A 23,236-nucleotide genomic window follows, 5' to 3' on the forward strand; every position below is an offset into this window, starting at 1 on the left:
GTCGACTGCACACCGCCGGGTCGCGCGGCCCGGCAGGTCTCGTAAACGTCCATCACGTCGGCCGATACACGGGACCAGTCGAACTCCCGGGCCCGTACGGCGCCCCGCGCCGCCAGCCTCGACCGCAGGGCCGGATCGCGCAGCACTGCGAGCACGGTGTGGGTCAGCGACGCCGGATCCCCGGTGCGGAAGAACGCCCCCGCGCTCCCACCGTCGAGGACGTCGCCGAAGGACGGCAGGTCGCTGGCCACCACCGGCGCGCCCGCGCTCATCGCCTCGACCAGGATGATGCCGAAGCTCTCGGCGCCGGTGTTGGGCGCGACATACACGTCGACCGACCGCAGCAGCGACGCCTTGGCCGGCTCGCTCACCATCCCGAGGAACTCGGTGGCCGCCCGCACGTGGTCCGCCGTATGCCGGAGGGCCTCCCCCGGATCACCCGGTCCGGCGATGAGCAGCCGGAGTCCGGGGATCGCGTCCAGCAGCCCTGGCATCGCGTCGAGCAGCACCGACAGTCCCTTGCGCGGCTCCTCCAACCGGCCGAGGAACGCGATCGTGGGCCGCTCCACACTCCCCTGCCAGTGCGGGACGAGGGGCGCCGACGCGAAGCGATCGACATACACCCCGTTGGGAATGATGACCGCGTCAGCGGCACCCTCGTGCCGATGGATGGTCCGCAACGCCTCGCGCGACACGGCGATCCGGCCGCTGAGTTTCTCCAGCTGGGGCTGCAGCAACGGCATGAGGGTCAGCAGCACACGCGACCGCATCGTGCTGGAGTGGAACGTGCCGACCACGGCACCGTCAGCGGCCATCATCGCCAGCATCGACACACTCGGCGAGAACGGCTCGTGCACGTGCAAGACATCGAACTCGCCGCGGTCGATCCACCGGCCGACCCTTGCGGCGGTGACCGGGCCGAAGAGCAGCCGCGCCACGGATCCGTTGTAGGGCACCGGCACCGCTCGGCCCGCCGAGTCGACGTAGGGCGGCAGTTCGGTCTCTTCGTCGGACGGCGCGAGGACCCGCACGTCGTGGCCCCGCGAGAGCAGGTGCTCGGCAAGATCCCGCACGTGGAACTGGACACCTCCGGGGACGTCGAAGGCGTAAGGGCTGACCATGCCGATCCTCACAGGAACACCCGCTGCATCATGTGCCAGTCCTGGGTGCGCTCGCTGATGGTCTCCGCCAGCGAGTCGACACACTGCTGGGTCATCGCCCGCACCCGGTCGGTCGCGCCGTCGGACGGCGGCACCACCTGCGGCCCGAAGCGCGCCACGACGCGGTGTGCCGCGCGGCCGGCGATCGGCTCGTAGCTGATCGCGAGCGGGAAGAGCGCCGCGCCGGTCTCCAGCGCCAGCCGCGCCGGCCCGACCGCCGCGCGGATGCGGTGCCCGCAGAGCGCGACTTCGACGCCCGTGCGGGTCAGGTCGCGGTCGGCGAGCAGCGGCACGAAACCACCTCGCGAAACCGCTTGGCGCAGTTGCAGATAGACGTCGTTGCTGCCGGTCAGCGGCAGGATCCGCATGCCCAGCGCCTCGCGGAACTCGACGAACGCGTCGAACACCGACTCGGGTTTGAGCCGCTCGGCCACGGTCGTCACAGGTGCGAAGTAATGGGTCGCCCAGGCCCCGCAGTGGTCCCAGTTGCCGAGGTGCCCGAGAAAGAGAATGAGCGGCTCACCGCGATCGATGATCGCCCGCGCCTCCGGGTAATGACCGGTCAGCCGGATCCGGTCGGTGAGCGTCTCCGGGGTCTCCCGGGGCAGCCGGAAGGCGTCGCACCAATAGCGCAGGTATGACGAAAGGCCCTCCAGCACCAGCGCATCCAGCGCCGCAGCGTCGAGCTCGGGCCGGACGGTGGCGTAGTTGGCACGCAGTTGCTCGACGGCGCGGCCACCGCGCCGGTGCATCGCCCGCGCGATCCGGTCGAACAACCCGTAGGCAACCGGCTCCGGCATCCGGCAGACCACCCGCCAGGCGGCCCGGTAGGCGAGACCCTCCGCGTGGTCGCGCAGCGTCACTGGGGAAGCTCTCCGGCTCCGCCCAGTGCTTGACGGCGCACGGTCAGCATGCGCTGCAGCACCGTGACGAAGCTGGCGATCGCGATCAGCGCGAGCACGACGCCGAGCACCGCGGTGGGCAGGTGCAGCCACGGGATGCCGACCAGCCCGGTCGTCACCAGCACCGCGACGAGTCGTTCGGACCGCTCGGCGATCCCGACGTTGGCGGTCATCCCCAGGCCCTCGGCGCGCGCTTTGGAGTAGGACACCACCATGCCGAGGATCAGGCAGGCCAGGGCCAGCCCGGCCATCACCAGGTTGTCGCCGTCCCCGGCATACCAGAGCACCAGGGCCCCGAAGATCGCCGCGTCGCCGACCCGGTCGAGAGTCGAGTCGAGGTAGGCGCCCCAGACGCTGGAGCGGCCCGACATACGCGCCATGTTGCCGTCGAGCGTGTCGGAGAAGATGAACAGCGTGATGACGACCGTGCCCCAGAAGAACGCGCCACGCGGGTAGAACGCGAGCGCGCCGGCGCACACGCCGAGGGTGCCGACGACGGTGACGATGTCGGGCGAGATGCCCAGCCGGAGCAGCAGCTTGGCCAGTGGCGCGAAGAATTTGGTGATCGCCGCCCGGGCGTAACGGTTGAGCATGGTGCCGCCAGGTTACCGGTGGGTCGGCCTCAGTCCTCGGGCCAGGCGTCGGCGAGCCGCTCGCGAGTGTCCTCCAGCAGCACCGGCAGTGCCTTGGTCTGGCCGATGATCGGCAGGAAGTTGGAGTCGCCGGCCCACCGCGGCACGATGTGCTGGTGCAGGTGCGCGGCCACTCCGGCGCCCGCGACCTCGCCCTGGTTCATGCCGAGGTTGAACCCGTGCGGCTCCGACGCCGTTCTGAGCGCCCGGATCGCCTGTTTGGTGAGCGCGGTGAACTCGGCGGTCTCCTCGTCGGTGAGGTCGAGGTATGCCGGGATGTGCCGGTTGGGACAGACCAGCAGATGTCCCGGGTTGTAGGGGAACAGATTGAGAATCACGTAGCACGTGCGTCCCCGGTGGACGATGAGCGCTGCCTTGTCGGTTCTGGCCTGCGCGGCGCAGAAGGGGCACGCCCCGTTGTCGCTGTCCTCGGGTTTGTCGGCCTGGATGTAGGCCATCCGGTGGGGTGTCCACAGGCGCTGGAAACCATCGGGCACCCGGGCGAAGTCGGCTTCCGGCTCGATCTGCGGCATACCGGCGATCGTAGGCGGTGCCGACGGAACAACCGCCGTCCGCCGGTGGTTGCCTTCGATGACAGCGCTCGACACAGCGAGGAGAAGACATGCCGTTGCAGGGTGAATACGCCGAGGAGAAGACCGGTTGGGTCAAGGACCAGCTCGCGAAGATCGACGAGACCGGCACCACGGATTCCGTTCACATCCAGGGCAGGCCGGTGGTCGTGTTCACGATGCGCGGCGCCAAGTCGGGCAAGCTACGTCGGGTGCCGCTGATGCGGGTCGAGCACGACGGCGTGTACACCGCGGTGGCCTCGAAGGGCGGATCGCCCGAGCACCCTGCGTGGTACTACAACCTCAAGGCCAACCCTGAGGTCGAGGTTCAGGACGGGACCACCCGGCACGACGGCGTCGCTCGTGAGATCAGTGGCGCCGAGCGCGAGGAGTGGTGGGAGCGCGCTGTCGCGGCCTTCCCGCCCTACGCCGAATATCAGACCAAGACCGACCGGCAGATCCCAGTCTTCCTCATTGAACCCGCGGTCAACTCGTAGGCAGCCGGTCGGTCAGCACCAGCTGCATGAGCGTGTCCTGAGGGCTGCCGAAGCCGGCCCGCCGGTAGAAGGCGCGCGCCTGATCGGTTGCGTTGAGCTGCACCCGGTAGAGCCGGTGTCCGGTCGCCCAGTCGACGACCTCCCGCATCAGCCGCTCGCCCAGCCCGCGACCGCGCAGGTCGGGCACGACGTAGAAGCCGCTGATGTGCAGCCAGCCGCCGGTCGGGCGGCGCAGGCTCGGCAGACTGGTGGCCAGAATGCCGAGCACGAACCCGACCGGGTCCCCGTTGGAGCGCCGGGCGATCCACGCCGGTCGCGCGTCGCCCTGCGCGAGCCAGGCCGAGGCGAATTCGTCGAGGAAGCCGGGCCGGTTCGGTGCTCCGGTTTCCAGGTCCCAGCGCAGCGTCATCCCGGCGAGCACCAACGCGTCCTCTGCGGTCGCGCGCTCGATGCGGACGTCGTCCAGGTCGTCGCTCACGAGTGCGAGTCTCGCAGACTCCGCCGCGCCGAGGTGGAAGCCGCCCACAGTGATACGGATCGTTACGGATGGGCCGAAACGTATCGATCCGTATGCCGGCTCACAGCTCCAGCGGGATCCCGGCGTAGTTCTCGGCGAGCCCGGCCGCCCCGGCGGAACTGTTGACCACCCAACGCAATTGGGACAACTGCAGCTGCGCGTCGAAGTCGTCGCCCGCGCGGTGCAGCATGGTGGTCATCCACCAGCTGAAGTGCGTGCAGCGCCATACCCGCTCCAAGGCCCGGTCCGAGTAGCTGTCCGCCCGCCGCTCGTCCCCGGCCACCAGGTCGGCGAGCGCGGGGGCGAGCAGACTGACGTCCGCGATCGCCAGGTTCAGTCCCTTGGCACCGGTCGGCGGCACGATGTGCGCCGCGTCGCCGGCCAGGAAGAGCCGTCCGGACCGCATCGGTGACGCCACGAAGCTGCGCATCGGCAGCACGCTGCGGTCGGTGATCGGTCCGGTCGCCAGTGACCAGTCGACACCGTCGCCGAGTCGCGTCGCCAGCGCCGTCCAGATCCGGTCGTCGGACCAGACGGCCAGGTCCTCGCCCGGTTCGACCTGCAGGTAGAAGCGGCTGACCTTCGGCGAGCGCATCGAGTGCAACGCGAAACCGTCGGGGTGCCAGGCGTAGATGAGCTCGTCCGTGGACGGCGCGACGTCGGCCAGCACCCCCAGCCACGCATAGGGATACGTGCGGGCCCAGGTGACACGCTCGGACTCGGGGATGGCGTGCCGGCTCGGCCCGAACGAGCCGTCGCAGCCCACCACGACGTCGGCCTCGATCCGTTGCGCGGCGCCTGCCTCGTCGGTGAAGGTGACGCTGGGCCGCTCGGTGTGGATGTCGTGCACGGCGGTGTCGGTGATCCCGTAGATCAGCTGCTGTCCGGCGGCCTCCCGTGCTGCCACCAGATCGTGAGTCACCTCGGTCTGTCCGTAGACGTAGACGTGCCGGCCGACCAGGTCGACGAAATCCAGTTGGTGCCGCTCCCCCGGCCACTGCAGGTGTATGCCGCGGTGCGGCAGCGCTTCGGCGTCGAGCCGCCCGCTCAGGCCGGCGGCGCGCAGCACATCGACCGACGACTGCTCGAGGATGCCGGCCCGGATGCGGGCCAACACGTAGTCCTGGGAACGGGTTTCGATGACGATCGACTCGACCCCGCGCCCGGCGAGCACATGGGACAACAGCAGGCCGGCCGGGCCCGCGCCGATGATGGCGACCTGGGTTCGCATGCGGCAGATTGTGCTCGCGAGCCGCGTCCGGCGACAGCCGTAGCTTCCGCTGAGCGGAACCAGGCGGTGCTCAGAGACTACGCCGGATGCCCTGCGCCGCGACTTTCAGCGCGGCGACCAGCTGCGGCTTGTCCCGGCTGCGCGGCGGCACCACCACACCGAGCGCCGCCACCACCCGCTCGTTGCGGCTCAGCACGGGGACCGCGACCGAGGCCGCCCCCATGCTCATCTCCTCGCTGGTGACAGCGAACCCCTCCTCGCGCACGCGAGCCAGCTGCCGGTGGATGCGCCCGGGCTCGGTGATCGTGTGCGGGGTGATGCGGGTCAGATCGGACAGCACCCGGCGCTGGATGTCCTCGGGTGCGTAGGCGAGCAGCACTTTGCCCACGCCGGTCGCGTGCATCGGCAGCCGGGAGCCGATCGTGCTGACCACCGGCACCGAGGAATGGCCGCCCAACCGGTCGATGTAGAGCACCTGGTCGTCGGCGCGCACCGCCAGATGAACGGTGGCGAGCGTCGCGGCATACAGGTCGTGCAGGAACGGCGAGGCGACCTCCTGCAGGTCGGCCTGCACGGCGGCGAGCATGCCGAGGTCCCAGAGCCGCCGGCCGATCCGGTAGCGACCGTCCGGTCGACGGCTCAGCGCACCCCACTCGGTCAGCTCGGCCACCAGACGATGGGCCGTCGGCACCGGCAGGCCCGCCCGCGTCGCCAGTTCGCTCAGCCGCAGCACCCGATGGTGCTCGTCGAAGGCAGCCAGCAACGCCAGCGCGCGTGAGGTCACGCTCGCGCCGGCGGTGGACGTGCCTCCGGCCATCGCCCACTCCGTTCAGGTCAGTGCGGTTCTTTCACTCAGTGAAAGCGTAGGCTGCCATCCTGGGCGGTGTGCGCCATACGGTGAATTTCGACCGACCGACTGCACACCGGGGAGCTCCACCAGATGACCGAGGCCCGCAACGTCGCCGAGACCGACGCCGAGCGAGAAGTGCTGGATGCCGCGCAGGCCAGCCAGGAGCAGATCTCCGCAGAGATCGCGCACGGCCGCGCCGACTATGCGGCGGCGGGTGTGGCGGAGGTGCAACCGCGGCTCGACTACGCGCCATACCGGTCCAGCCTCCTGCGGCACCCGACCAAGGACCTGCGGCACGCCGACCCGGAGGGCGTCGAGATCTACGCTCCGTGCTTCGGTCCGCAGGACGTGGCTCCGCTCGAGGCCGACCTCACCATCCAGCACGGCGGCGACCCCATCGGCGAACGGATCGTCGTCACCGGACGCGTCCTGGACGGCGACGGGCGTCCCGTCGCCGGACAGCTCGTGGAGGTGTGGCAGGCGAACGCCGCCGGGCGCTACATCCACCAGCGCGACCAGCATCACGCGCCGATCGACCCGAACTTCACCGGTGTCGGGCGCTGCCTGACCGGCCCGGACGGCAGCTACCGGTTCCAGACGATCAAGCCGGGGCCCTACCCGTGGAAGAACCACCGCAACGCCTGGCGGCCCGCGCACATCCACTTCTCGCTCTTCGGGACCGATTTCACGCAGCGGATGATCACCCAGATGTACTTCCCCGGCGACCCGCTCTTCGATCTCGACCCGATCTACCAGTCGGTCCGCGACGAGGCGGCGCGCGGGCGGCTGATCGCCACCTATGACCACAATGTCACCAGTCACGAGTGGAACACCGGCTACCGGTGGGACATCGTGCTGACCGGCTCGCAGCAGACGCAGCTCGAGGAGAACGCATGACGCAGCACACCGTGACGGCACTGTCCGCCGCGTCGCCGAAGGCGTTGCCGCCGACCGCCGGCCAGACGGTCGGGCCGTTCTTCGGCTACGCCCTGCCCTTCGACGGCGGTCCCGAGCTGGTGCCGTTCGGCCATCCCGGCGCGGTGCGGTTGACCGGCCGGGTGCTGGACGGCAGGGGCAATCCGGTGCCGGACGCCCTGGTCGAGATCTGGCAGGCCGACGCCGGCGGTGCGGTCGTCCAGCGGCCCGGCTCGCTGCACCGCAACCCGCACGAGTTCACCGGCTGGGGTCGCTGCCCGACCGACGCGACCGGCGCCTACAGCTTCACCACCGTGCAGCCCGGCGGTGACGCGAAGTTCTTCGCGATCGCCGTCTTCGCGCGCGGCCTGCTCAACCGGCTCTTCACCCGGGCCTACCTGCCCGGTGCGTCGGACGACTTCCTGACCTCCCTTCCCGAGGCCGAGCGGGCGACGCTGGTCGCGCGGGAGGACGGCGGCGCCCTGCGCTTCGACATCGTGCTGCAGGGCGAACGCGAGACGGTCTTCCTGTCCTACCCGGGCCACCAGGCGTGACACTGCTCGATCCGGGCGCGGAGCGCGCGGGTGCCGCCATGACCGATCGCGCCCTGCTCGCGGCCATGGTCCGGGTCGAGGACGGCTGGCTGGTCGTGCGCGGCCGCCGGCCGTCCGGAATGGCGGAACACGTGTCCGATGACTGGATCTCCGCGATCGCCGCGCGTGCCGAGGAGGCCGGCAACCCCGTGGTGCCGCTCGTCGGACTGCTGCGGCACCGGCTGGAAGCGGCCGGTGACGCCGAGACGGCGCACGCCATACATCGGGGGCTGACGTCGCAGGACGTGCTGGACACCGCGTTGATGCTGTGCGCCCGCGATGCTGTCGCCGACGCGGAGCACGGTGCGCGGCGGGCGATCGGTCGGCTGGCGGAGCTCGCACGCACGCACCGCGATGACGTGCGCACAGGGCGCACGCTGACTCAGCCGGCCGTCCCGACCACCTTCGGGCTCGTCGCTTCGACCTGGCTGCAGGGCTTGCTCGATGCGGCCACTCGACTGGCGCAGCAGCGCCGCGCGTTGCCGGTGCAGCTGGGTGGTGCCGCGGGGACGCTCGCCGGCCCGAGCACCCAGGATGTTGCGGACCCGGGCGGTGCGCTCGCCGACCAGCTCGGATTGGCGAACGCCTTGCCTTGGCACACGACTCGCGCACCGGTGACCCGGCTCGGCGACGCGCTGGTCGAGGTGCACGACGCGTGCGGGCACATTGCCCGGGACGTGCTCACCGCGAGCCGGCCGGAGATCGGCGAACTGCGCGAGGGCACCGGCGGCGGGTCCTCGACCATGCCGCACAAGCACAACCCGGTGCTGTCCGTGCTGATCCACGCCGCTGCCCTCGCGGCGCCGGCGTATGGCGCAACGCTGCACACGGCCGCGGCTGCCCAGATGGATCAGCGCGCCGACGGCGGCTGGCACGCGGAATGGCCTGCCCTTGCGCAGCTTTCCCGTTCCGCGATCGCGACGACCTCGCGCACCGCCGACCTGCTCGACCAGCTGCTCGTCGACGGTCCGCGGATGCGCGTCAACGCCGAAGCGCACGCGGGCGACCTGCTGGCCGAGGCCGGCAAGCTCGGTGCCAGGGCGGAAACGCTCGGCCAATACCTCGGCTCCTCCGGCCGACTCGTCGACGCGACCGTCAGCCGCGCCGAGCGATTCCTGGAGGAGCAGCAATGACTGTGCCCGAGCTCAGCTGGACCGACTTCGGTGGAGCGCCCGACGCACCGCTGCTCGTCGCCGGGCCCAGCCTCGGCACCGACGTGCGCACCCTGTGGGCGGAGACAGCGGCTCAGCTGACCGACGTGCGCCACGTCGTCGGTTGGGACCTGCCCGGACACGGATCATCCGCTCCGGCAACTGGTTTCACGCTCTCCGAGCTGGCCGACGCGATCGCGGCGGATGCTCCCGGCGCTGAATTCGACTATGCCGGGGACTCGGTCGGCGGAGCCGTCGGCCTGGAGTTGCTGCTGCGTCATCCGTCCCGGGTCCGCACCGCAACCTTGCTGGCGACCGGCGCCGTCATCGGCACGCCGGACGGCTGGCACGACCGCGCGACGCTGGTCCGCGCCGAGGGCACCCAGGCATTGATCCCCGCCACTCCTGGACGGTGGTTCTTCGAGCCGGAGGTCCTCACCACGGCACAGGCCCGGCTGGTCGAGACGTTGGCGGGGATCGACGACGCGTCATACGCGGCCGTCTGCGAGGCACTCGCCCGGCATGACACCCGTGCCGAGCTGGCCCGCATCACGGCACCGGTCCTGGCGATTGCCGGGGTCGCCGATCAGGTCACCTCGCCCGCATCGCTGCGGGCGATCGCCGACGGGGTGCAACACGGCCGGCTGGTGGTGCTCGAGCGGTCCGCGCACCTTCCGCCCGTCGAACAGCCCACGGAGACAGCCGAACTCATCCGCGGTCAGCTGAGTCGAACTGCCACGCCGCGGACGGACCCCCGCGCCGCCGGCATGCGCGTGCGCCGGGAAGTCCTCGGGGACGACCACGTGGAGCGCGCCTCGGCGGCCATTACCGAGTTGACCGCGGACTTCCAGGAGTTCATCACCCGCTACGCCTGGGGCGAGATCTGGACCCGGCCACAGCTCGACCGCCGGAGCCGGTCGATGATCACGCTCACCGCCCTCATCGCGCTCGGTCATCACGACGAGTTCGCCATGCATGTGCGCGCCGCGCGGACCAACGGGCTCACCGTCGAGGAGATCCGCGAAGTCATCCTGAACGCCGCCATCTACTGCGGCGTGCCGGCCGCCAACACCGCCTACAAGATCGCGGCGCAGGTCCTGCAGCAGGAGCTGTAACCGTCGACCGCCGCCCTTGTCGGCGCTGCCGCCGACTGGTTTAATAGACAGGAAACCTGTTTATTAGGAGCTCACGGTGGCGCTGCCCGACATGTCCGACCTGCCCGACACCCTGTCCGCCACGCTGCACGACAGTGTCGCGGTCCTCACGCTGAACCGCCCGGCCAAGCGGAACGCTCTCGACGACGAGACGGTGCTGGGCATCGAGCGCTTCTTCACGCACCTGCCGCCCGACGTGCGCGCCGTCGTGCTCGACGCGGCCGGCGACCACTTCTGCGCCGGCCTCGACCTCGGTGAGCTGACCGAACGGAACACCGTTGAGGGACTGCAGCATTCGCGGATGTGGCACCGCGCGTTCGACGCCATCGCGTTCGGACCGGTGCCGGTGGTGGCGGCGCTGAAGGGCGCGGTCATCGGTGGCGGCCTCGAGCTCGCCGCCACCGCGCACATCCGGGTCGCCGAACGGTCGACGTTCTATGCCTTCCCGGAGGGGATGCGTGGCATCTTCGTCGGTGGCGGCGGGTCGGTGCGCGTGCCCCGCCTCATGGGCGTCGCCCGGATGGCCGATCTGATGCTCACCGGTCGCCGGTACGACGCCACCGAAGGCCTCGCCGCGGGGCTCTCGCAATATGTGGTCGACGACGGCACCGGCGCCGCGAAGGCGCTCGAACTGGCCCGGCAGATCGCGACCAACGCCCCGACCAGCAACTACGCGATCATCCAGGCGCTGCCGCGAATCGCCGAGGCGAACCCCCGGGAGGGCTACTTCATGGAGGCGATGATGGCGGCCATCGCGCAGGGCAGCGACGACGCGAAGGCGCGCATGCGCGCCTTCCTCGACGGCCGGGCGGAGAAGGTGACGGACCGATGACCGAAACTCCCGCTGTCGCAAGGCAAACCGGCGGCATCGACACCGGTGAGGTCGTATGGCGCCCGCCGGCGGACGTCCTCGACAGCACCCGGGTCGGCGCCTTCCTGCACTGGCTGCGCACCGAGCGCGGTGTCGAGCTGGCCGGCCACGACGAGTTGTGGCGCTGGTCGGTGGACGAGCTCGAGGCGTTCTGGGCCGCCATCTGGGAGTTCTTCGACGTGACCGACCACGGCTGCCGGGAGGCGGTCCTGGAGCAGCGGGTGATGCCCGGCGCGAAGTGGTTCACCGGCTCCCGGCTCAACTACGCCGAGCAGGCGCTGAAGGGCCCCAGCGCGGACGACGCGCCCGCCATACTCGGGCGGTCGCAGACCCGCGGCGACCTCGACCTCACCTGGCAGGAGCTGCGCGACCAGGTCGCCCGTGCCCGACGTGTGCTGCACGACCTCGGCGTCGGTCTCGGCGACCGGGTGGCGGGCTATCTGCCCAACACACCGGAGGCCGTCGTCGCCTTCCTCGCCGCCGCCGGGCTCGGGGCCATCTGGACGAGCTGCGCCATCGAGTTCGGGCCGCGCAGTGTCATCGACCGGTTCGGGCAGGTCGAGCCGACGGTGCTCCTGGTCGCCGGCGGCTACTCCTACGGCGCCAAGCCGATCGACCGCAGGGACCAGATCGCGGCCATCAGAGCGGAACTGCCAAGCGTCCGAACGGTTCTCGACATCGAGTATGGCGACTGGCGCGTACCCGACACGCAGTCGTGGTCCGACGCGATCGCCGCGGTGACCGAGCCGATCCCCGACACCGCGCCTGTTCCCTTCGACCATCCACTGTGCGTGCTCTTCTCCTCCGGCACCACCGGCAAGCCGAAGGCGATCGTGCACGGCCACGGCGGCATCGTGCTCGAGCACCTCAAGAACCATGCGCTCTCCTGGGATCTCGGTCCCGGCGACGTGATGCTGTGGTACTCCACCACCGCCTGGATGATGTGGAACGCGCTCGTCTCCGGGCTGCTCGTCGGCGCCACCATCGTGCTGCTCGACGGCGATCCCGGCCACCCGGACCTCGCCTGGCAGTGGCGGCTCGCCGAGCAGACCGGAGCGACGCTCATGGGTGCCAGCCCCGGCTTCGTGATGGCCTGCCGCGCCGCCGGCGTGGACCTGACCGCACTGGACCTGAAGATCCGCACCGTCGGGTCGGCCGGCGCCCCGCTCCCGCCCGAGGGCTACGGCTGGATCCGCGACCAGCTCGGCGACAGAGTGCAGCTCAACGTGGGCAGCGGCGGCACCGACGTGTGCAGCGGCCTGGTCCAGAACAACCCCCTTCTGCCGGTGCGCGCGGGCATGATCTCCGGCCGCGCGCTCGGCGTCGACGTGCACGCCTTCGACCTCGACGGAGACGAAGTCGTCGGCGAACCCGGCGAACTCGTCATCCTCTCCCCCATGCCGTCGATGCCGGTCGGCTTCTGGGGTGATGACGGAAGCCGCCTGCGCGCAACCTATTTCGACACGTACCCAGGGGTATGGCGCCACGGCGACTGGATCGTCTTCCAGCCCGACGGCAGTTGCATCGTCACCGGTCGCAGCGACTCCACGCTCAATCGCGGCGGTGTCCGGCTCGGCACCGCCGAGTTCTACCGCGTGGTCGAGGAACTGCCCGAGGTGCGCGACAGCCTCGTCATCCACCTCGAGGACCCGGCGGGCGGGAACGGCGAGCTGATCCTCTTCGTGACCACCACGCAGTCCGTGCCGGCCGACGAGCTCCGTCGGCGTGTGTCCGGCGCACTGCGGACCGCGCTCAGCCCCCGGCACGTGCCCGACCGGGTCGTCGAGGTCCCGTCGATCCCTCGCAACCTCACCGGCAAGAAGCTCGAGGTCCCGGTCAAGCGCATTCTGCAGGGGTCGGCCGCAACGGACGTGGTCAGCCCGGACGCACTGGCCGACCCGAGCTCGATCGACGCGTATGTCGACTACGCGGCCGCACGCCGCGAGGCAAACCCATGAGGGGCGATCTCGGCACGATCGCGGTCGTCGGCGCCGGCTCGATCGGCTGCAGCTGGGCGGCCCTGGCCCTGGCGCACGGGGTAGGCGTGCGGCTCGTGGATCCCAGTGCGCCGGCTCGGGATCGGGCCGCCCACACGGTCGCGGCATACCTCGCCGATCTCGATGCACCGCACGGTGCCGCGGACCGACTGACGGTGCACGATGACGCCGTCGCCGCGGCCCCCGGTGCAGACCTGGTGCTCGAGGCCGGCCCGGAGCGGCTCGACTTCAAGCGCGAACTCTTCGCCGCGTTGGATGCCGCCACTGATTCGGATGTCGTATTGGCAAGCAGCAGTTCGGGATTCGGCCCGAGCAGCTTCCAGGGCGCCTGCCACCATCCCGAGCGCGTGCTCGTGGCGCACCCGTTCAACCCGCCGCACCTGGTTCCGCTCGTCGAGGTCGTCGGTGGCAGGTCGACCAGCCAGGAAGCCGTCGACACCGCGATGACGGCGTTGCGCGGTCTGGGCCGCCGGCCGATCCAGGTCCACGCGGAACTGCCCGGGCACGTCGTGAACCGGCTGCAGGCGGCGCTCTGGCGGGAGGCCTACGACCTGGTCGGTCGCGGTGCGATCAGCGTCGCCGACCTCGACCTGGCGGTGTCCAACGGTCCGGGACTGCGTTGGGCGCTGCTCGGCCCGATCGCCACGCAGCATCTCTCCGGCGGACCGGACGGTATGGCGCACGTCCTCGAACACCTCGGCCCGCCGATGGTGGACTGGTGGGCCGACCTGGGCGAGCCCGAACTCAGCCCTCAGCTCTCCGAGCAGCTCGTCACCGGCGTCCACGCCGAGCTGGGCGGCCAGGAGGACGAGGTGCGGCGGCGCCGGGACCAGGCGTTGCGGCAGCTGCTGGCGCTCAAGGACCGGCTCGGACTCGGCAGCACCGGTGATGCCCGATGAAGGACCAGGGACTCGGCTCGTGGCCCCGGCGACGCGCTCGGATGACGCCGGACAAGACCGCTCTGGTGCAGGACGGGCAACGGGTGTCCTACCGGCAGCTGGACCTGCAGGTGACCCGACTGACGCACGGGCTCGTCGCACGAGGAGTCGCACGCGGCGACCGGGTGGCCTTTCTCGGGCTCAACTCGGTCGAGCTGGTGGCGGCGATGTTCGCGACCGCCGCAGTCGGCGGGATCTTCGTGCCGTTGAACACCCGGCTCGCCGCCCCCGAGCTGCGCTATGTGCTGAGCAACAGCGCGCCAGCACTCGTCATCGTCGAGGACACGCTCGCCTCGGACGATGCGATGGCCATGATCACCGAGCTGGCCCTGCCCGCAAAAGTGTTCACGCGCACTGCGGGCGCCGGCCTGACCGCCCTCGAAGCGGTCGACGAGACACCGGTCGACGAGTCGATCGGGCATGACGACCTCTTCATGATCCAGTACACCTCCGGCACGAGCGGCCGCCCGAAAGGCGTCCAACTCACCCACGGCAACGTCATCTGGAACGTCGCCAACCTGCTCGTCGACGTCGATCTCGGCAGCGACGAGATCGCACTGGTCACCGCGCCGCTGTTCCATACCGCCGCGCTCAACCAGGTGCTCTTCCCGACGATCCTCAAGGGCGGCACCGCGCTGCTCGAGGCCCGATTCGACCCGACCCGTGCGATCGACTTGATCGAATCCGAAAGGGTGACACTGCTGTTCGGTGTCACGTCGATGTATCTCGCACTCTCGCAACAGCCGCGCTTCGAGGCTGCCGATCTCGGCAGCCTGCGCAGCGCACTCAGCGGTGGGTCGCCGATCCCCGAGTCACTGCTGCACACCTGGCTGGACCGTGGCTTGATGATCGTGCAGGGCTACGGCCTCACCGAGGCGTCGCCGGGCACCACCATGCTGCGTGCCGCAGACGGTGTCCGCAAACTGGGATCCGCAGGAACGGCATGCTTTTTCAGCGACGTGCGGATCGTCGACCCCCTCGGGGTCGAGGTGCCGCCCGGGACGCCGGGTGAGGTGCAGGTCAGCGGACCCAACGTGACACCCGGCTACTGGCGCGACGAGCGGTCCACCCAGGCGGCGTTCGCCGACGACTGGCTGCACACCGGTGACCTCGCGACCGTCGATGCGGAGGGTTACCTGCGCATCGTCGGCCGCCTGAAGGACATGTACATCTCCGGCGGCGAGAATGTCTATCCGGCGGAAGTCGAGGGCGCCTTGCACGAGCACCCGGACGTCGTCGAGGCGGCGGTCATCGGCATACCGGACCCGACGTGGGGTGAGGTCGGGCGTGCATTCGTCGTCCTTCGGCCCGGCGCGAGCGCCGATGAGGAGTCGATCGTGCAGCACCTGGCGGGGCTGCTCGCCCGCTACAAACTGCCCAAGTCGGTCGTGTTCCTGCCCGAGCTGCCGCACAACGCGTCCGGTAAGTTGCTCAAATCCGCATTGCGAGAGGTGAATCCGTGACCCGCTACCAGCCCGCCATCGACCTGGACGCGATCACGGCACTCGACGTGCACGTGCACGTCGAAGCCGACGGTCACGGTCACTTCTCACTCGATCAGGAGCTGCTGGACGCGTCGGCCGCCTACTTCAAGGGTGACGAACCGCGCACGCCCACCGTGGCGGATCTCGCCGGGCGCTACCGCCGGGCGGGTATGGCGGCCGTCGTCTTCACCGTCGACGCGACGACCGCGACCGGTCATCCGGCACTCTCCAGCGAGGAGATCGCGCAGGAGGCCGCCGCGCATGCGGACGTGCTGATCCCGTTCGGTTCGGTGGACCCCCTGCAGGGCGCCGCCGCTGTCCAGCGCGCGCGGCTGCTCGTCGAGGAGTATGGCGTGCGGGGTTTCAAGTTCCACCCGTCGCTGCAGGGCTTCTCGCCGGACGACCCGGCATACCGGCCGCTCTGGGCAGCGCTGGAGCAGCTGGGCGTGCCGGCGTTGTTCCACACCGGCCAGAACGGCATCGGGGCCGGTCTGCCGGGCGGACGCGGGCTGAAGCTGCGCTACTCCAATCCGCTGCTGCTCGACGACGTCGCCGCCGAATTCCCTGAGCTCACCGTCATTCTCGCGCACCCGTCGGTCCCCTGGCAGGCCGAGGCGATCTCGATGGCCACCCACAAGGCCAACGTCTTCATCGACCTCTCCGGCTGGCGGCCGAAGTACCTCCCGGCGGAGCTGGTCCACGCAGCCGGCCGGATGCTGCGGCAGAAGGTGCTCTTCGGCAGCGACTATCCGCTCCTGACGCCGGAGCAGTGGATCGCCGACTTCGAGCAACTGGGCGTCGACCCGTCGGTGCTGCCCGGCATCCTGAAGGACAACGCGATCCGCGTGCTGGGTCTGGGTTCGCGATGAGCAAGCGCACGCCGGAGCCGCCGACCCTGCTCTACCTCATCAAGCAGGTGGAACTCGCCGTGCGCGCCGGCCTCGACGAGCTGACGCGGCCGGAGGGCCTCACCGCGCTGCAATACACGTCGTTGACGGTGCTCGAGCGGCATCCCGACCTCACGGCCGCACACCTGGCACGCAACTCCTTCGTCACCGCACAGAGCATGGCCGACATGGTCACCGCGTTGCTGGACCGTGGGTTGATCGAGCGGCATCGCGATCCGAACGACCGACGCCGGCTGGTCATCGCGCTCACCGACGAGGGGCGACGGCTGCTGGACCGGCTGCGTCCCCGGGTCGCGGACCTGGAAACCCGCATGCTGGCGACCGTGCCGGACCAGGACGCGGCCGGCCTGCGGCATACCCTTGAGGCGTGCCGGCGCGGACTGGCTCAGGACGCTGCGGGCTGGGCGACCGGCTGACCGGCGTCCCCCAGGAGCGACTCGGCCGCGTCGTATGCCGCCTCGACGCCGATCTCGTCGAGGAACGACTCGTTGTGCGGGCACCGCGACCCGATCTGCGGATCTCCGCAGACCGGGCACGTCACCCGACCGGCGATCAGGACCTCGTCACAGGTGCCCACGAGCGGGCCGAAGCTGGGCACGTTCCCGATCCAGAAGAACCCCACCGTCGGCGTCCCCGCCGCGATGGCCAGGTGCCGCACTCCGGAGTCGTTGCCCACCAGGAGGGCACTGCGACGCAGCGCACCCAGCGTCCCGGACAACGACAGCCGCCCGGTCAGGTCTTCGACCTCCACTGGACACATCGCCCGCACCTTGGCGGACTGTTCCACGTCCTCGGGACCACCGACCAGGACGACGTCCATGTTCCGCCGTTCGACCAGCCGGGCAGCCAGCTGCGCGAACTTCTCCGCGGGCCACCGCCGCCGGGGGTCACGAGCTCCAGCATGTATGGCGATGAACGGATCCCGGTCCGCGTCGATCCCCGACGCGGCGAGGTCGGCGTCGGTGACAGTCAGCCGCGGCCGCAGCTCGGCCAGCTCGGCAGGTCCGGAGGCGCCGATCAGGCGGACCGCCTCGAGCCAGCGGAGGACCTCCGGCCGGCCCGGGAGGTAGCCGATCGACCGATCGAGCGGTGCCGCATCGGGAGTGCGGGCGCCCGCGCTGACCCGGGGCTGCAGCAGCCGGACGAACCGGTTGCTGGTGGCGCCGCCTCCGTGCAGCTGCAGCAGCACGTCGTACCGGCCGGCGTGCTGGTCCAGGAACGGCGGCAGGTCCTCCCCCGGCTCCTGGTCGGTGGGGATCCCCCGGAGCCCGGGGAAGTGCGGCACGACCACCACCTCGTCCCACGGCCCGGGACGCCCGCGCAGGAGCGCCGGCAGCCACTGGTCGCCGAGCACGGTCAGCCGCGCCTCGGGGTAGGTGCGCCGGACGGCATCCAGGGCGGGCACGATCATCAGGAAGTCCCCGATGCCGTTGGCGCGTAGCACCCCGATACGGCGCGCCTCCGGTATGACGCCCTGCGGCCTGCCGCTCACCGCGGCTGCCCCGCCTGAATCCGCCCGACCAGTTCAGTGGTCGAATGGTTCGGCAGATAGCCGACGGTCACGACCTCACCGCCGAGGCGATCCATCAGCTCCGCCTCGGACAGCATCTCCGGGGTGTAGTCGCCGCCCTTCACGTAGACGTCGGGACGGAGCCGCTCGATGAGCTCGCCCGCTGTCGGCGCGTCGAAAATGGTGACCAGGTCGACCATTTCGAGCGCGGCCAGCAGGGAGGCGCGCTCCCATTCGCCGACGACCGGCCGGCCCGGACCCTTCAGCCGGGTCACGCTGTCGTCGCTGTTCACCCCCACGACCACCACGTCGCCGAGCCGGCGAGCCTCGCGGAGATACTCGACGTGCCCGAGATGCAGCACATCGAAGCAGCCATTGGTGAAGACGATCCGGCGGCCGGCGGCGTGCTCCTCCGCCACCAGCCGTGCCAGCGCATCGTGGTCACGGACCACGCCGGTGCGCGTGGCGAACCGCGCGCTCAGCGCCGCCGGGGTGCAGCAGCCCGTCCCCGGCTGCCGCACCACCACATCCGCCGCGCACTGCGCGAGGTCGGCGGCCACGGTGGCGTCCGCACCGGCGGCCAAGGAGAGCGCGAAGACCGTCGTGTAGGTGTCTCCGGCACCGCACGGGTGCGGCGTCGCCACCTCCGCGGGCCGAGTCCGGTGCGGCCCACGGCCGGGCCGGACCAGCATCGTGCCGGCGGCGTCCAGGGTGGTCACGACCATTTCCGAGCCGGCACGGGTGGTGAGCTCGTCGGCGCACTGCTGCAGCGCCACCACCGCCCGGTCGGTCTCGGCCGGCAGGTCCGCGAGCGCCGCAGCCTCGGCGAGGCTGGGTGTGATCGCCGTCGGCCGGCACACGCGCCATCGGGCGAACTCGTGGCCGTCGACGACGACCGGACCGCAGATCGAGTCGCGCAGCCTTCGCAGCAGCTGCGGGAAGGGATCTGCCAGGGCCCCACCGCCGTAGTCGGCGACGACCACGACATCGGCGTCCCGGACGGCGGCGCCGAAGGCATCGCGCAGGGCGGCCAGACGGGGCTCGGGCCAGCGGCCGGGTGTGGAGTCGAAACGGGCGATCATGTGCTCTCCGCACATGATTCGCCGCTTGGTCAGGGTGGTCCCGCCCCGGTGCACGATGAGGCCGTCGGTCCGCACGCCCCGTCGCGCCAGGATGCTGCCGAGCGCGTCGCCCGCCCAGTCGTCCCCGACGAGGCCGACATACTGCACGTTCGCGCCGAGCGCTGCGGCGTTCGCGGCACAGTTGGCGGCGGCGCCGGGCGCGAGGTCGACGTTGCCGACCTCGACCACGGGAACGGGCGCTTCGCGGCACAGCCGGTTCGTCGCGCCATACATCCACAGGTCCAGCACGGCGTCGCCGACGACGACCATGCGCAACTCGGCGAACCGGCGCAAGACCGACTGCGGCAGCTCGTCGCGGCTCACCTCGCCGGCGAATTCTTCTGTGCTCATTGCCATCCCACCGCGTCGTAGCATTCGACCTCGCGGTTGGTCACCGTGGTCGGCAGTTCCAGGTGCACGGCGCCGCTGGGCAACAGCCCGGCACCTCCGCGACGTTCCATCACCCGCAGCTGCGCAACGACGTCCTCCCCCGCGTGCTCGCTCGGCAGCTCGGTCCAGAAAGTGAATCCACCGGTGTCCTCCAGCACCTGCCGGTCGTAGAGGACGCAGCCGCCGATCCACGCGACCTTGTAGGCGCACCACTCATCGTCTGCGAGCGCCAATCGCTGCGCGAGGTGGGTGGGGTTGGCGGCGTTGTGCAGGCGGTAACGATCCCAGGCCGGGTCTCCTCGGCGGATCCGTTCGGGCCGTACGCCGTCCCGCCATACCTCGAAGGACGCCAGCTCGTGCGGGCGGTGGTCGGCGAGGTAGGACAGGCCCTGCACGGCGAATCCCACGAAGCCACAGCCGGTCTCGTCGATCGCTGTCTGGAGACGGTGCAGCGCCCACGGCTCCAGCCACACGTCGTCGTCCAGGCAGAGGACCAACGGCGCGTCGGCCAGCTCGAGCAGGTGTTGCCGGTTCTCGGCCACTCCGCGCCGCGGCAGATGATGGTCGAAGTCGGTCGGTATGCCGTGCTGGCCGAGGACCCGGGTCATCGCCAGGACGAGCGGGTGGTCCTGCACCGGCCGGGGCGACTGGTCGCTGACGACGACACGGAACGAACGATGCTCCTGGGCAGCCAGGCCGGACAGGGTGACCGCCAGGGCGTCGGGACGCGTGAAGGTCGGGATCAGGACATCCATCGCGTTCTCCGTCGTGCGCCGGTGCGGAGAGCGGGTGGCACGGGCGTCGGGCATGGAGAGCCCGTACCCGTCCGGGCTGCCGGCCTAACCCGCTGCAGAGCGCCATACGCACATCGACAGGAAACTTTACCGATTCTTCCGGCCAGTGGAACGTGAGTGATGCAGGCGACACGTCGCCGGTGGTTCGCTCCTGGGATGAGCGAGACCTCCACCCCTTCATCGCTGCCGAAACTGACCGCGGGCACGCTGATCGCCGCGATCACGGCATGTTTCCTGGCGCAGGTCGGCGTCAGCATCCCGGCCGTCATCAACGGCTACATCAACCAGGACCTGCACACCTCGTCCACCACGCTCACGTGGGTCTCGGACGCGTTCATGGTCCCGGTCACCTTGCTGGAGCTGTCCTTCGGCGTCGTCGGCGACCTCTTCGGTCGCAAGCGGCTGCTCGCCATCGGGTCGGTGCTCGTCCTGATCGGCGGCCTGCTGTCGTTCTTCACGCCCGAGGGCAAGACCGGTGTGCTGCTCACCGGGCAGGTGATCGCCGGCACCGGTGCGGCGGCGATCTTCCCCACCTCGGTGGCCATGCTGGCCGCGGGCACGCACACCGTGCACGATCGCGCACACGCCATCTCGATCTGGGCAGCGGCACTCACCGCCGGCGGTTTCATGTCACCGCTGATCGGTGGCCTGCTGGCCAAGATCCACCACTCCGGCGGCGAATTCGCCAGCTGGCGCTACGCATTCCTCGCCATGGCGGTCCTGGCGATCATCAGCACCGTCGTCACGCTGACCGCCGCCCAGGAGTCGTCGTCGCCGGCCGGTCGCTCGCTGGACTGGCCCGGTCAGATCACCGTGGCGATCGGCATCTTCGCGTTGTTGTTCGGCGTCATCCAGGGCGCCGAGGACGGCTGGGCGAGCGCCCAGGTCGTCGGTGCGTTCGTGCTCGCCGTGATCTTCCTGGCGATCTTCGTGGTCGTCGAGTTCCGTGTCGACAAGCCGCTGATCCGCCTGGAACTGTTCAGCAGTCGCATGTTCACGGTGTCCGCGATCGTCACGGTGCTCGGCATGTTCGCCTACCTCGGGACGGCATACGCGACCAGCATCCGGCTGTCCGCGATCCAGGACTACTCGCCGCTCAAGACCTCGATCGGGTTCATCCTGCTCAACATCATGGGCGTGGTGCTCTTCCCGGTGAGCACCAAGATGCTGCAGCGGATCAACCCCGGCTGGGTGCTGGCCGGTGGTATGGCGCTGATCGGCATCGGCGATCTGGCGCTGGCCGCCATACCCGCCACCCATCTCGGGATCGCCGCCGTCGCCGTGCCGCTGCTCGTAGTCGGTGCAGGGTTCAAGACCGCCGTCACGGCCATCACCGTCGTCGCGGTCAACACCGTGCCCACGTCGAAGGCCGGTATGGCGAGCGGTGCCACCAGCATGCTGCGCGACTTCGGCCTGACCCTCGGCCCCGCCATCGTCGGCGCCATCGCGTTGACCAGTGCGGCCAACGGGATCAGCGCGAAGATCGCGGCGTCGCCCAGCCTGCAGAAGTCCCTCGCGGCCTTCTACGCCGCGCCGCAGCACGTGCCTGCGCAGCAGCGGCCGGCAGTCGAGGCCGCGGTCGGTGCGGTCAAGTCCGGACCGCTCGGGCAGAACGCCGTGCCCGCGCAAGTGCCGGGGGCGGACGGCAAGCTGCAGCCGTTCAACCCGCTGAAAGACGTTGCGTTCCATGCGTTGTCGCACGGTTACGCCATCGGCTACCTGGTGTGCGGCATATCCGCGCTGGCCGCGGCCGTCATCGCGGCCGTCCTGCTCGGCGGACGCACTCACCAGCACGCCCTCGGGGTGAACGAGGACGCCGACCCGCAGGCAGTCGTCGCGGAGGTCTGAGCCTTCCCCTCAGCACCGTTGTCGGTGTGCACTGGTGTCCTGGAGTGGCGGCCGGCCCGGCCGCCACTCTTCACCGATGAAGGAGCCGCCGATGACCGTCCAGCTCAACCCCTACCTCAACTTCCGTGGCGATGCCCGCGCGGCGATGCAGTTCTACCAGGAGGTGTTCGGGGGCGATCTGCACCTCAACACGTTCGCCGAGTTCAATCCGGTCGATCAGCAGATCGACCCGGCGGACGCGGAGCACATCATGCACGCCCAGCTGAGCGCACCGGACGGCATCGAACTGATGGCGGCCGATGCCCCGCAGGCGATGCAGCCCTCCCCCAACGGCACGCTCAGCCTGTCCGGTGACGACGCGCAGAGGCTGCGCGGCTACTGGGACCGGCTCAGCGACGGCGGCAACGTCCCGATGCCGCTGGAGAGGCAGGCATGGGGCGACGAATTCGGCATGCTGGTGGACCGTTTCGGTGTTTCCTGGATGGTCGACATCGCGCCGAGCTGAGGTTCGCACGATACGGATGGTTACGGACCGCGGCATACGTAACCGTCCGTATCGGCGCCCGTTCGGCTCAGGCCGGAGGCCGAGCTAGCGTCGGCAGACACCCCACAACCGGCGGTCACCCATGACTTTCCCGCCCCGACGCACGTTGCGATGACCTGGATGCGAGCACGCGTTGGTACTCGCGGCTTTCGGGTCGGATGCGGTGCTCGACGGGGATGAGGAGTCAGCCGCTCCGCGTGACGGATTCACGGCGCGCGCGGTGCGGCCAGGTCCCGCCGGCTGGCAATCAGCAGATCCCGCAACTGCCGGCGCTCTTCCGGGCCGAAACCGGCGAGCATCTCGTCCTCCAGCATGCTCACCTGCGGGTCGTATGTCGCCAGGAACGCCCGTCCCGCGTCGGTCATCGCGATGACCAGCCGGCGACGATTGTCCGGATCGACCTGGCGTTCGATCAGCCCGCGCCGCTCCAGGGCGCCCACCAGGTCGGCCGTCGACTGCGCCCGCACGAACGACACGCGCCAGGTGGGCCGACGACATGGTGGGCGTCCGCTCGCGCACGCTAAGGGCGGTGTACTGCAGCGCGGTCACGCCGTAACCCTTCAGCACCGCATCGAGCCGGACCGGCTGACGAGCTCGAGTTGCTTGATGACATACAACAGCAGGGCTGGCGGCGGCTCGGGATCGTGGTGGGTCAGAGCC

24 protein-coding genes are annotated in these 23,236 nt (G+C 70.2%); 13 read left to right on the top strand and 11 right to left on the bottom strand.

The genetic code is table 11. The annotated features are described in order from the left end of the window. The 4 genes from ACN8HC_RS14175 to ACN8HC_RS14190 all read right to left on the bottom strand — a co-directional run. A partial coding sequence (locus tag ACN8HC_RS14175; protein WP_490075485.1) for a glycosyltransferase family 4 protein occupies positions 1 to 1,121 on the bottom strand: 1,121 nt, incomplete at its 3' end. Between the two features lie 8 nt (positions 1,122 to 1,129). Continuing rightward, positions 1,130 to 2,023 (bottom strand): phosphatidylinositol mannoside acyltransferase, encoded by an 894-nt coding sequence (locus ACN8HC_RS14180; RefSeq protein WP_490075486.1) that lies wholly within the window; start codon positions 2,021 to 2,023, stop codon positions 1,130 to 1,132. Beyond that, positions 2,020 to 2,655: a phosphatidylinositol phosphate synthase gene (gene pgsA / locus ACN8HC_RS14185; protein ID WP_490075487.1), complete on the bottom strand. Its 636-nt coding sequence runs from the start codon at positions 2,653 to 2,655 to the stop codon at positions 2,020 to 2,022. Before pgsA ends, ACN8HC_RS14180 begins: the two co-directional genes overlap by 4 nt. 29 nt (positions 2,656 to 2,684) lie before the next feature. Continuing rightward, positions 2,685 to 3,227 (bottom strand): HIT family protein, encoded by a 543-nt coding sequence (locus tag ACN8HC_RS14190; protein WP_490075488.1) that lies wholly within the window; start codon positions 3,225 to 3,227, stop codon positions 2,685 to 2,687. A gap of 89 nt (positions 3,228 to 3,316) precedes the next feature. On the opposite strand from ACN8HC_RS14190, the gene ACN8HC_RS14195 reads away from it, so the two are divergent. Next, positions 3,317 to 3,760, top strand: coding sequence for a nitroreductase family deazaflavin-dependent oxidoreductase (locus tag ACN8HC_RS14195; RefSeq protein ID WP_490075489.1), 444 nt, complete (start codon positions 3,317 to 3,319; stop codon positions 3,758 to 3,760). Here ACN8HC_RS14195 and ACN8HC_RS14200 read toward each other — a convergent pair. The 3 genes from ACN8HC_RS14200 to ACN8HC_RS14210 all read right to left on the bottom strand — a co-directional run bounded on the left by ACN8HC_RS14200 (position 3,750) and on the right by ACN8HC_RS14210 (position 6,325). Continuing rightward, positions 3,750 to 4,238 (bottom strand): GNAT family N-acetyltransferase, encoded by a 489-nt coding sequence (locus ACN8HC_RS14200; protein ID WP_490075490.1) that lies wholly within the window; start codon positions 4,236 to 4,238, stop codon positions 3,750 to 3,752. The two genes, ACN8HC_RS14195 and ACN8HC_RS14200, sit on opposite strands and share 11 nt — an antisense overlap. Before the next feature lie 100 nt (positions 4,239 to 4,338). After that, on the bottom strand, positions 4,339 to 5,508 hold the full coding sequence (locus ACN8HC_RS14205; RefSeq protein ID WP_490075491.1) for a 4-hydroxybenzoate 3-monooxygenase: 1,170 nt from the start codon (positions 5,506 to 5,508) through the stop codon (positions 4,339 to 4,341). Positions 5,509 to 5,578: 70 nt separating this feature from the next. After that, the gene (locus ACN8HC_RS14210) at positions 5,579 to 6,325 is read right to left on the bottom strand and encodes an IclR family transcriptional regulator (protein WP_490075492.1); all 747 of its coding nucleotides are present in this window, start codon (positions 6,323 to 6,325) and stop codon (positions 5,579 to 5,581) included. Between the two features lie 123 nt (positions 6,326 to 6,448). On the opposite strand from ACN8HC_RS14210, the gene pcaH reads away from it, so the two are divergent. From pcaH to ACN8HC_RS14260, 10 genes are all read left to right on the top strand, one after another. Further along, on the top strand, positions 6,449 to 7,255 hold the full coding sequence (gene pcaH, locus ACN8HC_RS14215) for a protocatechuate 3,4-dioxygenase subunit beta (protein WP_490075493.1): 807 nt from the start codon (positions 6,449 to 6,451) through the stop codon (positions 7,253 to 7,255). Beyond that, on the top strand, positions 7,252 to 7,827 hold the full coding sequence (pcaG, locus tag ACN8HC_RS14220; protein WP_490075494.1) for a protocatechuate 3,4-dioxygenase subunit alpha: 576 nt from the start codon (positions 7,252 to 7,254) through the stop codon (positions 7,825 to 7,827). Before pcaH ends, pcaG begins: the two co-directional genes overlap by 4 nt. A gap of 38 nt (positions 7,828 to 7,865) precedes the next feature. After that, positions 7,866 to 8,999, top strand: coding sequence for a lyase family protein (locus tag ACN8HC_RS14225; RefSeq protein ID WP_490075495.1), 1,134 nt, complete (start codon positions 7,866 to 7,868; stop codon positions 8,997 to 8,999). Further along, the gene (pcaDC, locus tag ACN8HC_RS14230; RefSeq protein WP_490075496.1) at positions 8,996 to 10,132 is read left to right on the top strand and encodes a bifunctional 3-oxoadipate enol-lactonase/4-carboxymuconolactone decarboxylase PcaDC; all 1,137 of its coding nucleotides are present in this window, start codon (positions 8,996 to 8,998) and stop codon (positions 10,130 to 10,132) included. Before ACN8HC_RS14225 ends, pcaDC begins: the two co-directional genes overlap by 4 nt. Before the next feature lie 76 nt (positions 10,133 to 10,208). Then, a complete protein-coding gene (locus ACN8HC_RS14235) occupies positions 10,209 to 11,003 on the top strand; it encodes a crotonase/enoyl-CoA hydratase family protein (RefSeq protein WP_490075497.1) in 795 nt (264 codons plus the stop codon). Beyond that, positions 11,000 to 13,000, top strand: a complete 2,001-nt coding sequence (locus ACN8HC_RS14240) for an acetoacetate--CoA ligase (protein WP_490075498.1) — start codon at positions 11,000 to 11,002, stop codon at positions 12,998 to 13,000. The genes ACN8HC_RS14235 and ACN8HC_RS14240 overlap by 4 nt, the downstream gene beginning before the upstream one ends. Then, entirely contained in the window at positions 12,997 to 13,938 is a 942-nt protein-coding gene (locus ACN8HC_RS14245) for a 3-hydroxyacyl-CoA dehydrogenase NAD-binding domain-containing protein (protein ID WP_490075499.1), read from the top strand. The genes ACN8HC_RS14240 and ACN8HC_RS14245 overlap by 4 nt, the downstream gene beginning before the upstream one ends. Further along, a complete protein-coding gene (locus ACN8HC_RS14250) occupies positions 13,935 to 15,440 on the top strand; it encodes an acyl-CoA synthetase (protein ID WP_490075500.1) in 1,506 nt (501 codons plus the stop codon). Before ACN8HC_RS14245 ends, ACN8HC_RS14250 begins: the two co-directional genes overlap by 4 nt. 17 nt (positions 15,441 to 15,457) lie before the next feature. Continuing rightward, positions 15,458 to 16,330 (top strand): amidohydrolase family protein, encoded by an 873-nt coding sequence (locus ACN8HC_RS14255; RefSeq protein WP_490075631.1) that lies wholly within the window; start codon positions 15,458 to 15,460, stop codon positions 16,328 to 16,330. Next, on the top strand, positions 16,327 to 16,785 hold the full coding sequence (locus ACN8HC_RS14260; protein ID WP_490075501.1) for a MarR family winged helix-turn-helix transcriptional regulator: 459 nt from the start codon (positions 16,327 to 16,329) through the stop codon (positions 16,783 to 16,785). Before ACN8HC_RS14255 ends, ACN8HC_RS14260 begins: the two co-directional genes overlap by 4 nt. Here the strand turns inward: ACN8HC_RS14260 and ACN8HC_RS14265 are convergent. From ACN8HC_RS14265 to ACN8HC_RS14275, 3 genes are read right to left on the bottom strand one after another with little or no spacing between them, the layout of a single operon-like run. Next, on the bottom strand, positions 16,755 to 17,861 hold the full coding sequence (locus ACN8HC_RS14265) for a glycosyltransferase family 9 protein (RefSeq protein WP_490075502.1): 1,107 nt from the start codon (positions 17,859 to 17,861) through the stop codon (positions 16,755 to 16,757). The genes ACN8HC_RS14260 and ACN8HC_RS14265 overlap by 31 nt on opposite strands. Further along, positions 17,858 to 19,351, bottom strand: a complete 1,494-nt coding sequence (gene rfaE2, locus ACN8HC_RS14270; protein ID WP_490075503.1) for a D-glycero-beta-D-manno-heptose 1-phosphate adenylyltransferase — start codon at positions 19,349 to 19,351, stop codon at positions 17,858 to 17,860. Before rfaE2 ends, ACN8HC_RS14265 begins: the two co-directional genes overlap by 4 nt. Then, positions 19,348 to 20,145, bottom strand: coding sequence for a glycosyltransferase (locus ACN8HC_RS14275; protein ID WP_490075504.1), 798 nt, complete (start codon positions 20,143 to 20,145; stop codon positions 19,348 to 19,350). Before ACN8HC_RS14275 ends, rfaE2 begins: the two co-directional genes overlap by 4 nt. 195 nt (positions 20,146 to 20,340) lie before the next feature. Here ACN8HC_RS14275 and ACN8HC_RS14280 point away from each other — a divergent pair, with 195 nt between their 5' ends. Both ACN8HC_RS14280 and ACN8HC_RS14285 read left to right on the top strand, forming a co-directional pair. Then, positions 20,341 to 22,032, top strand: a complete 1,692-nt coding sequence (locus ACN8HC_RS14280) for an MFS transporter (protein ID WP_490075505.1) — start codon at positions 20,341 to 20,343, stop codon at positions 22,030 to 22,032. A 91-nt stretch (positions 22,033 to 22,123) separates the two neighbouring features. Next, complete coding sequence (locus tag ACN8HC_RS14285; RefSeq protein WP_490075506.1) at positions 22,124 to 22,537, top strand: VOC family protein; 414 nt, start codon at positions 22,124 to 22,126, stop codon at positions 22,535 to 22,537. Positions 22,538 to 22,782: 245 nt separating this feature from the next. On the opposite strand, the gene ACN8HC_RS14290 is transcribed toward ACN8HC_RS14285, so the two are convergent. Beyond that, positions 22,783 to 23,052 (bottom strand): MarR family winged helix-turn-helix transcriptional regulator, encoded by a 270-nt coding sequence (locus ACN8HC_RS14290; protein WP_490075507.1) that lies wholly within the window; start codon positions 23,050 to 23,052, stop codon positions 22,783 to 22,785. Positions 23,053 to 23,236: the final 184 nt, after the last annotated feature.

The organism is Flexivirga sp. YIM B11880 (assembly GCF_058148645.1).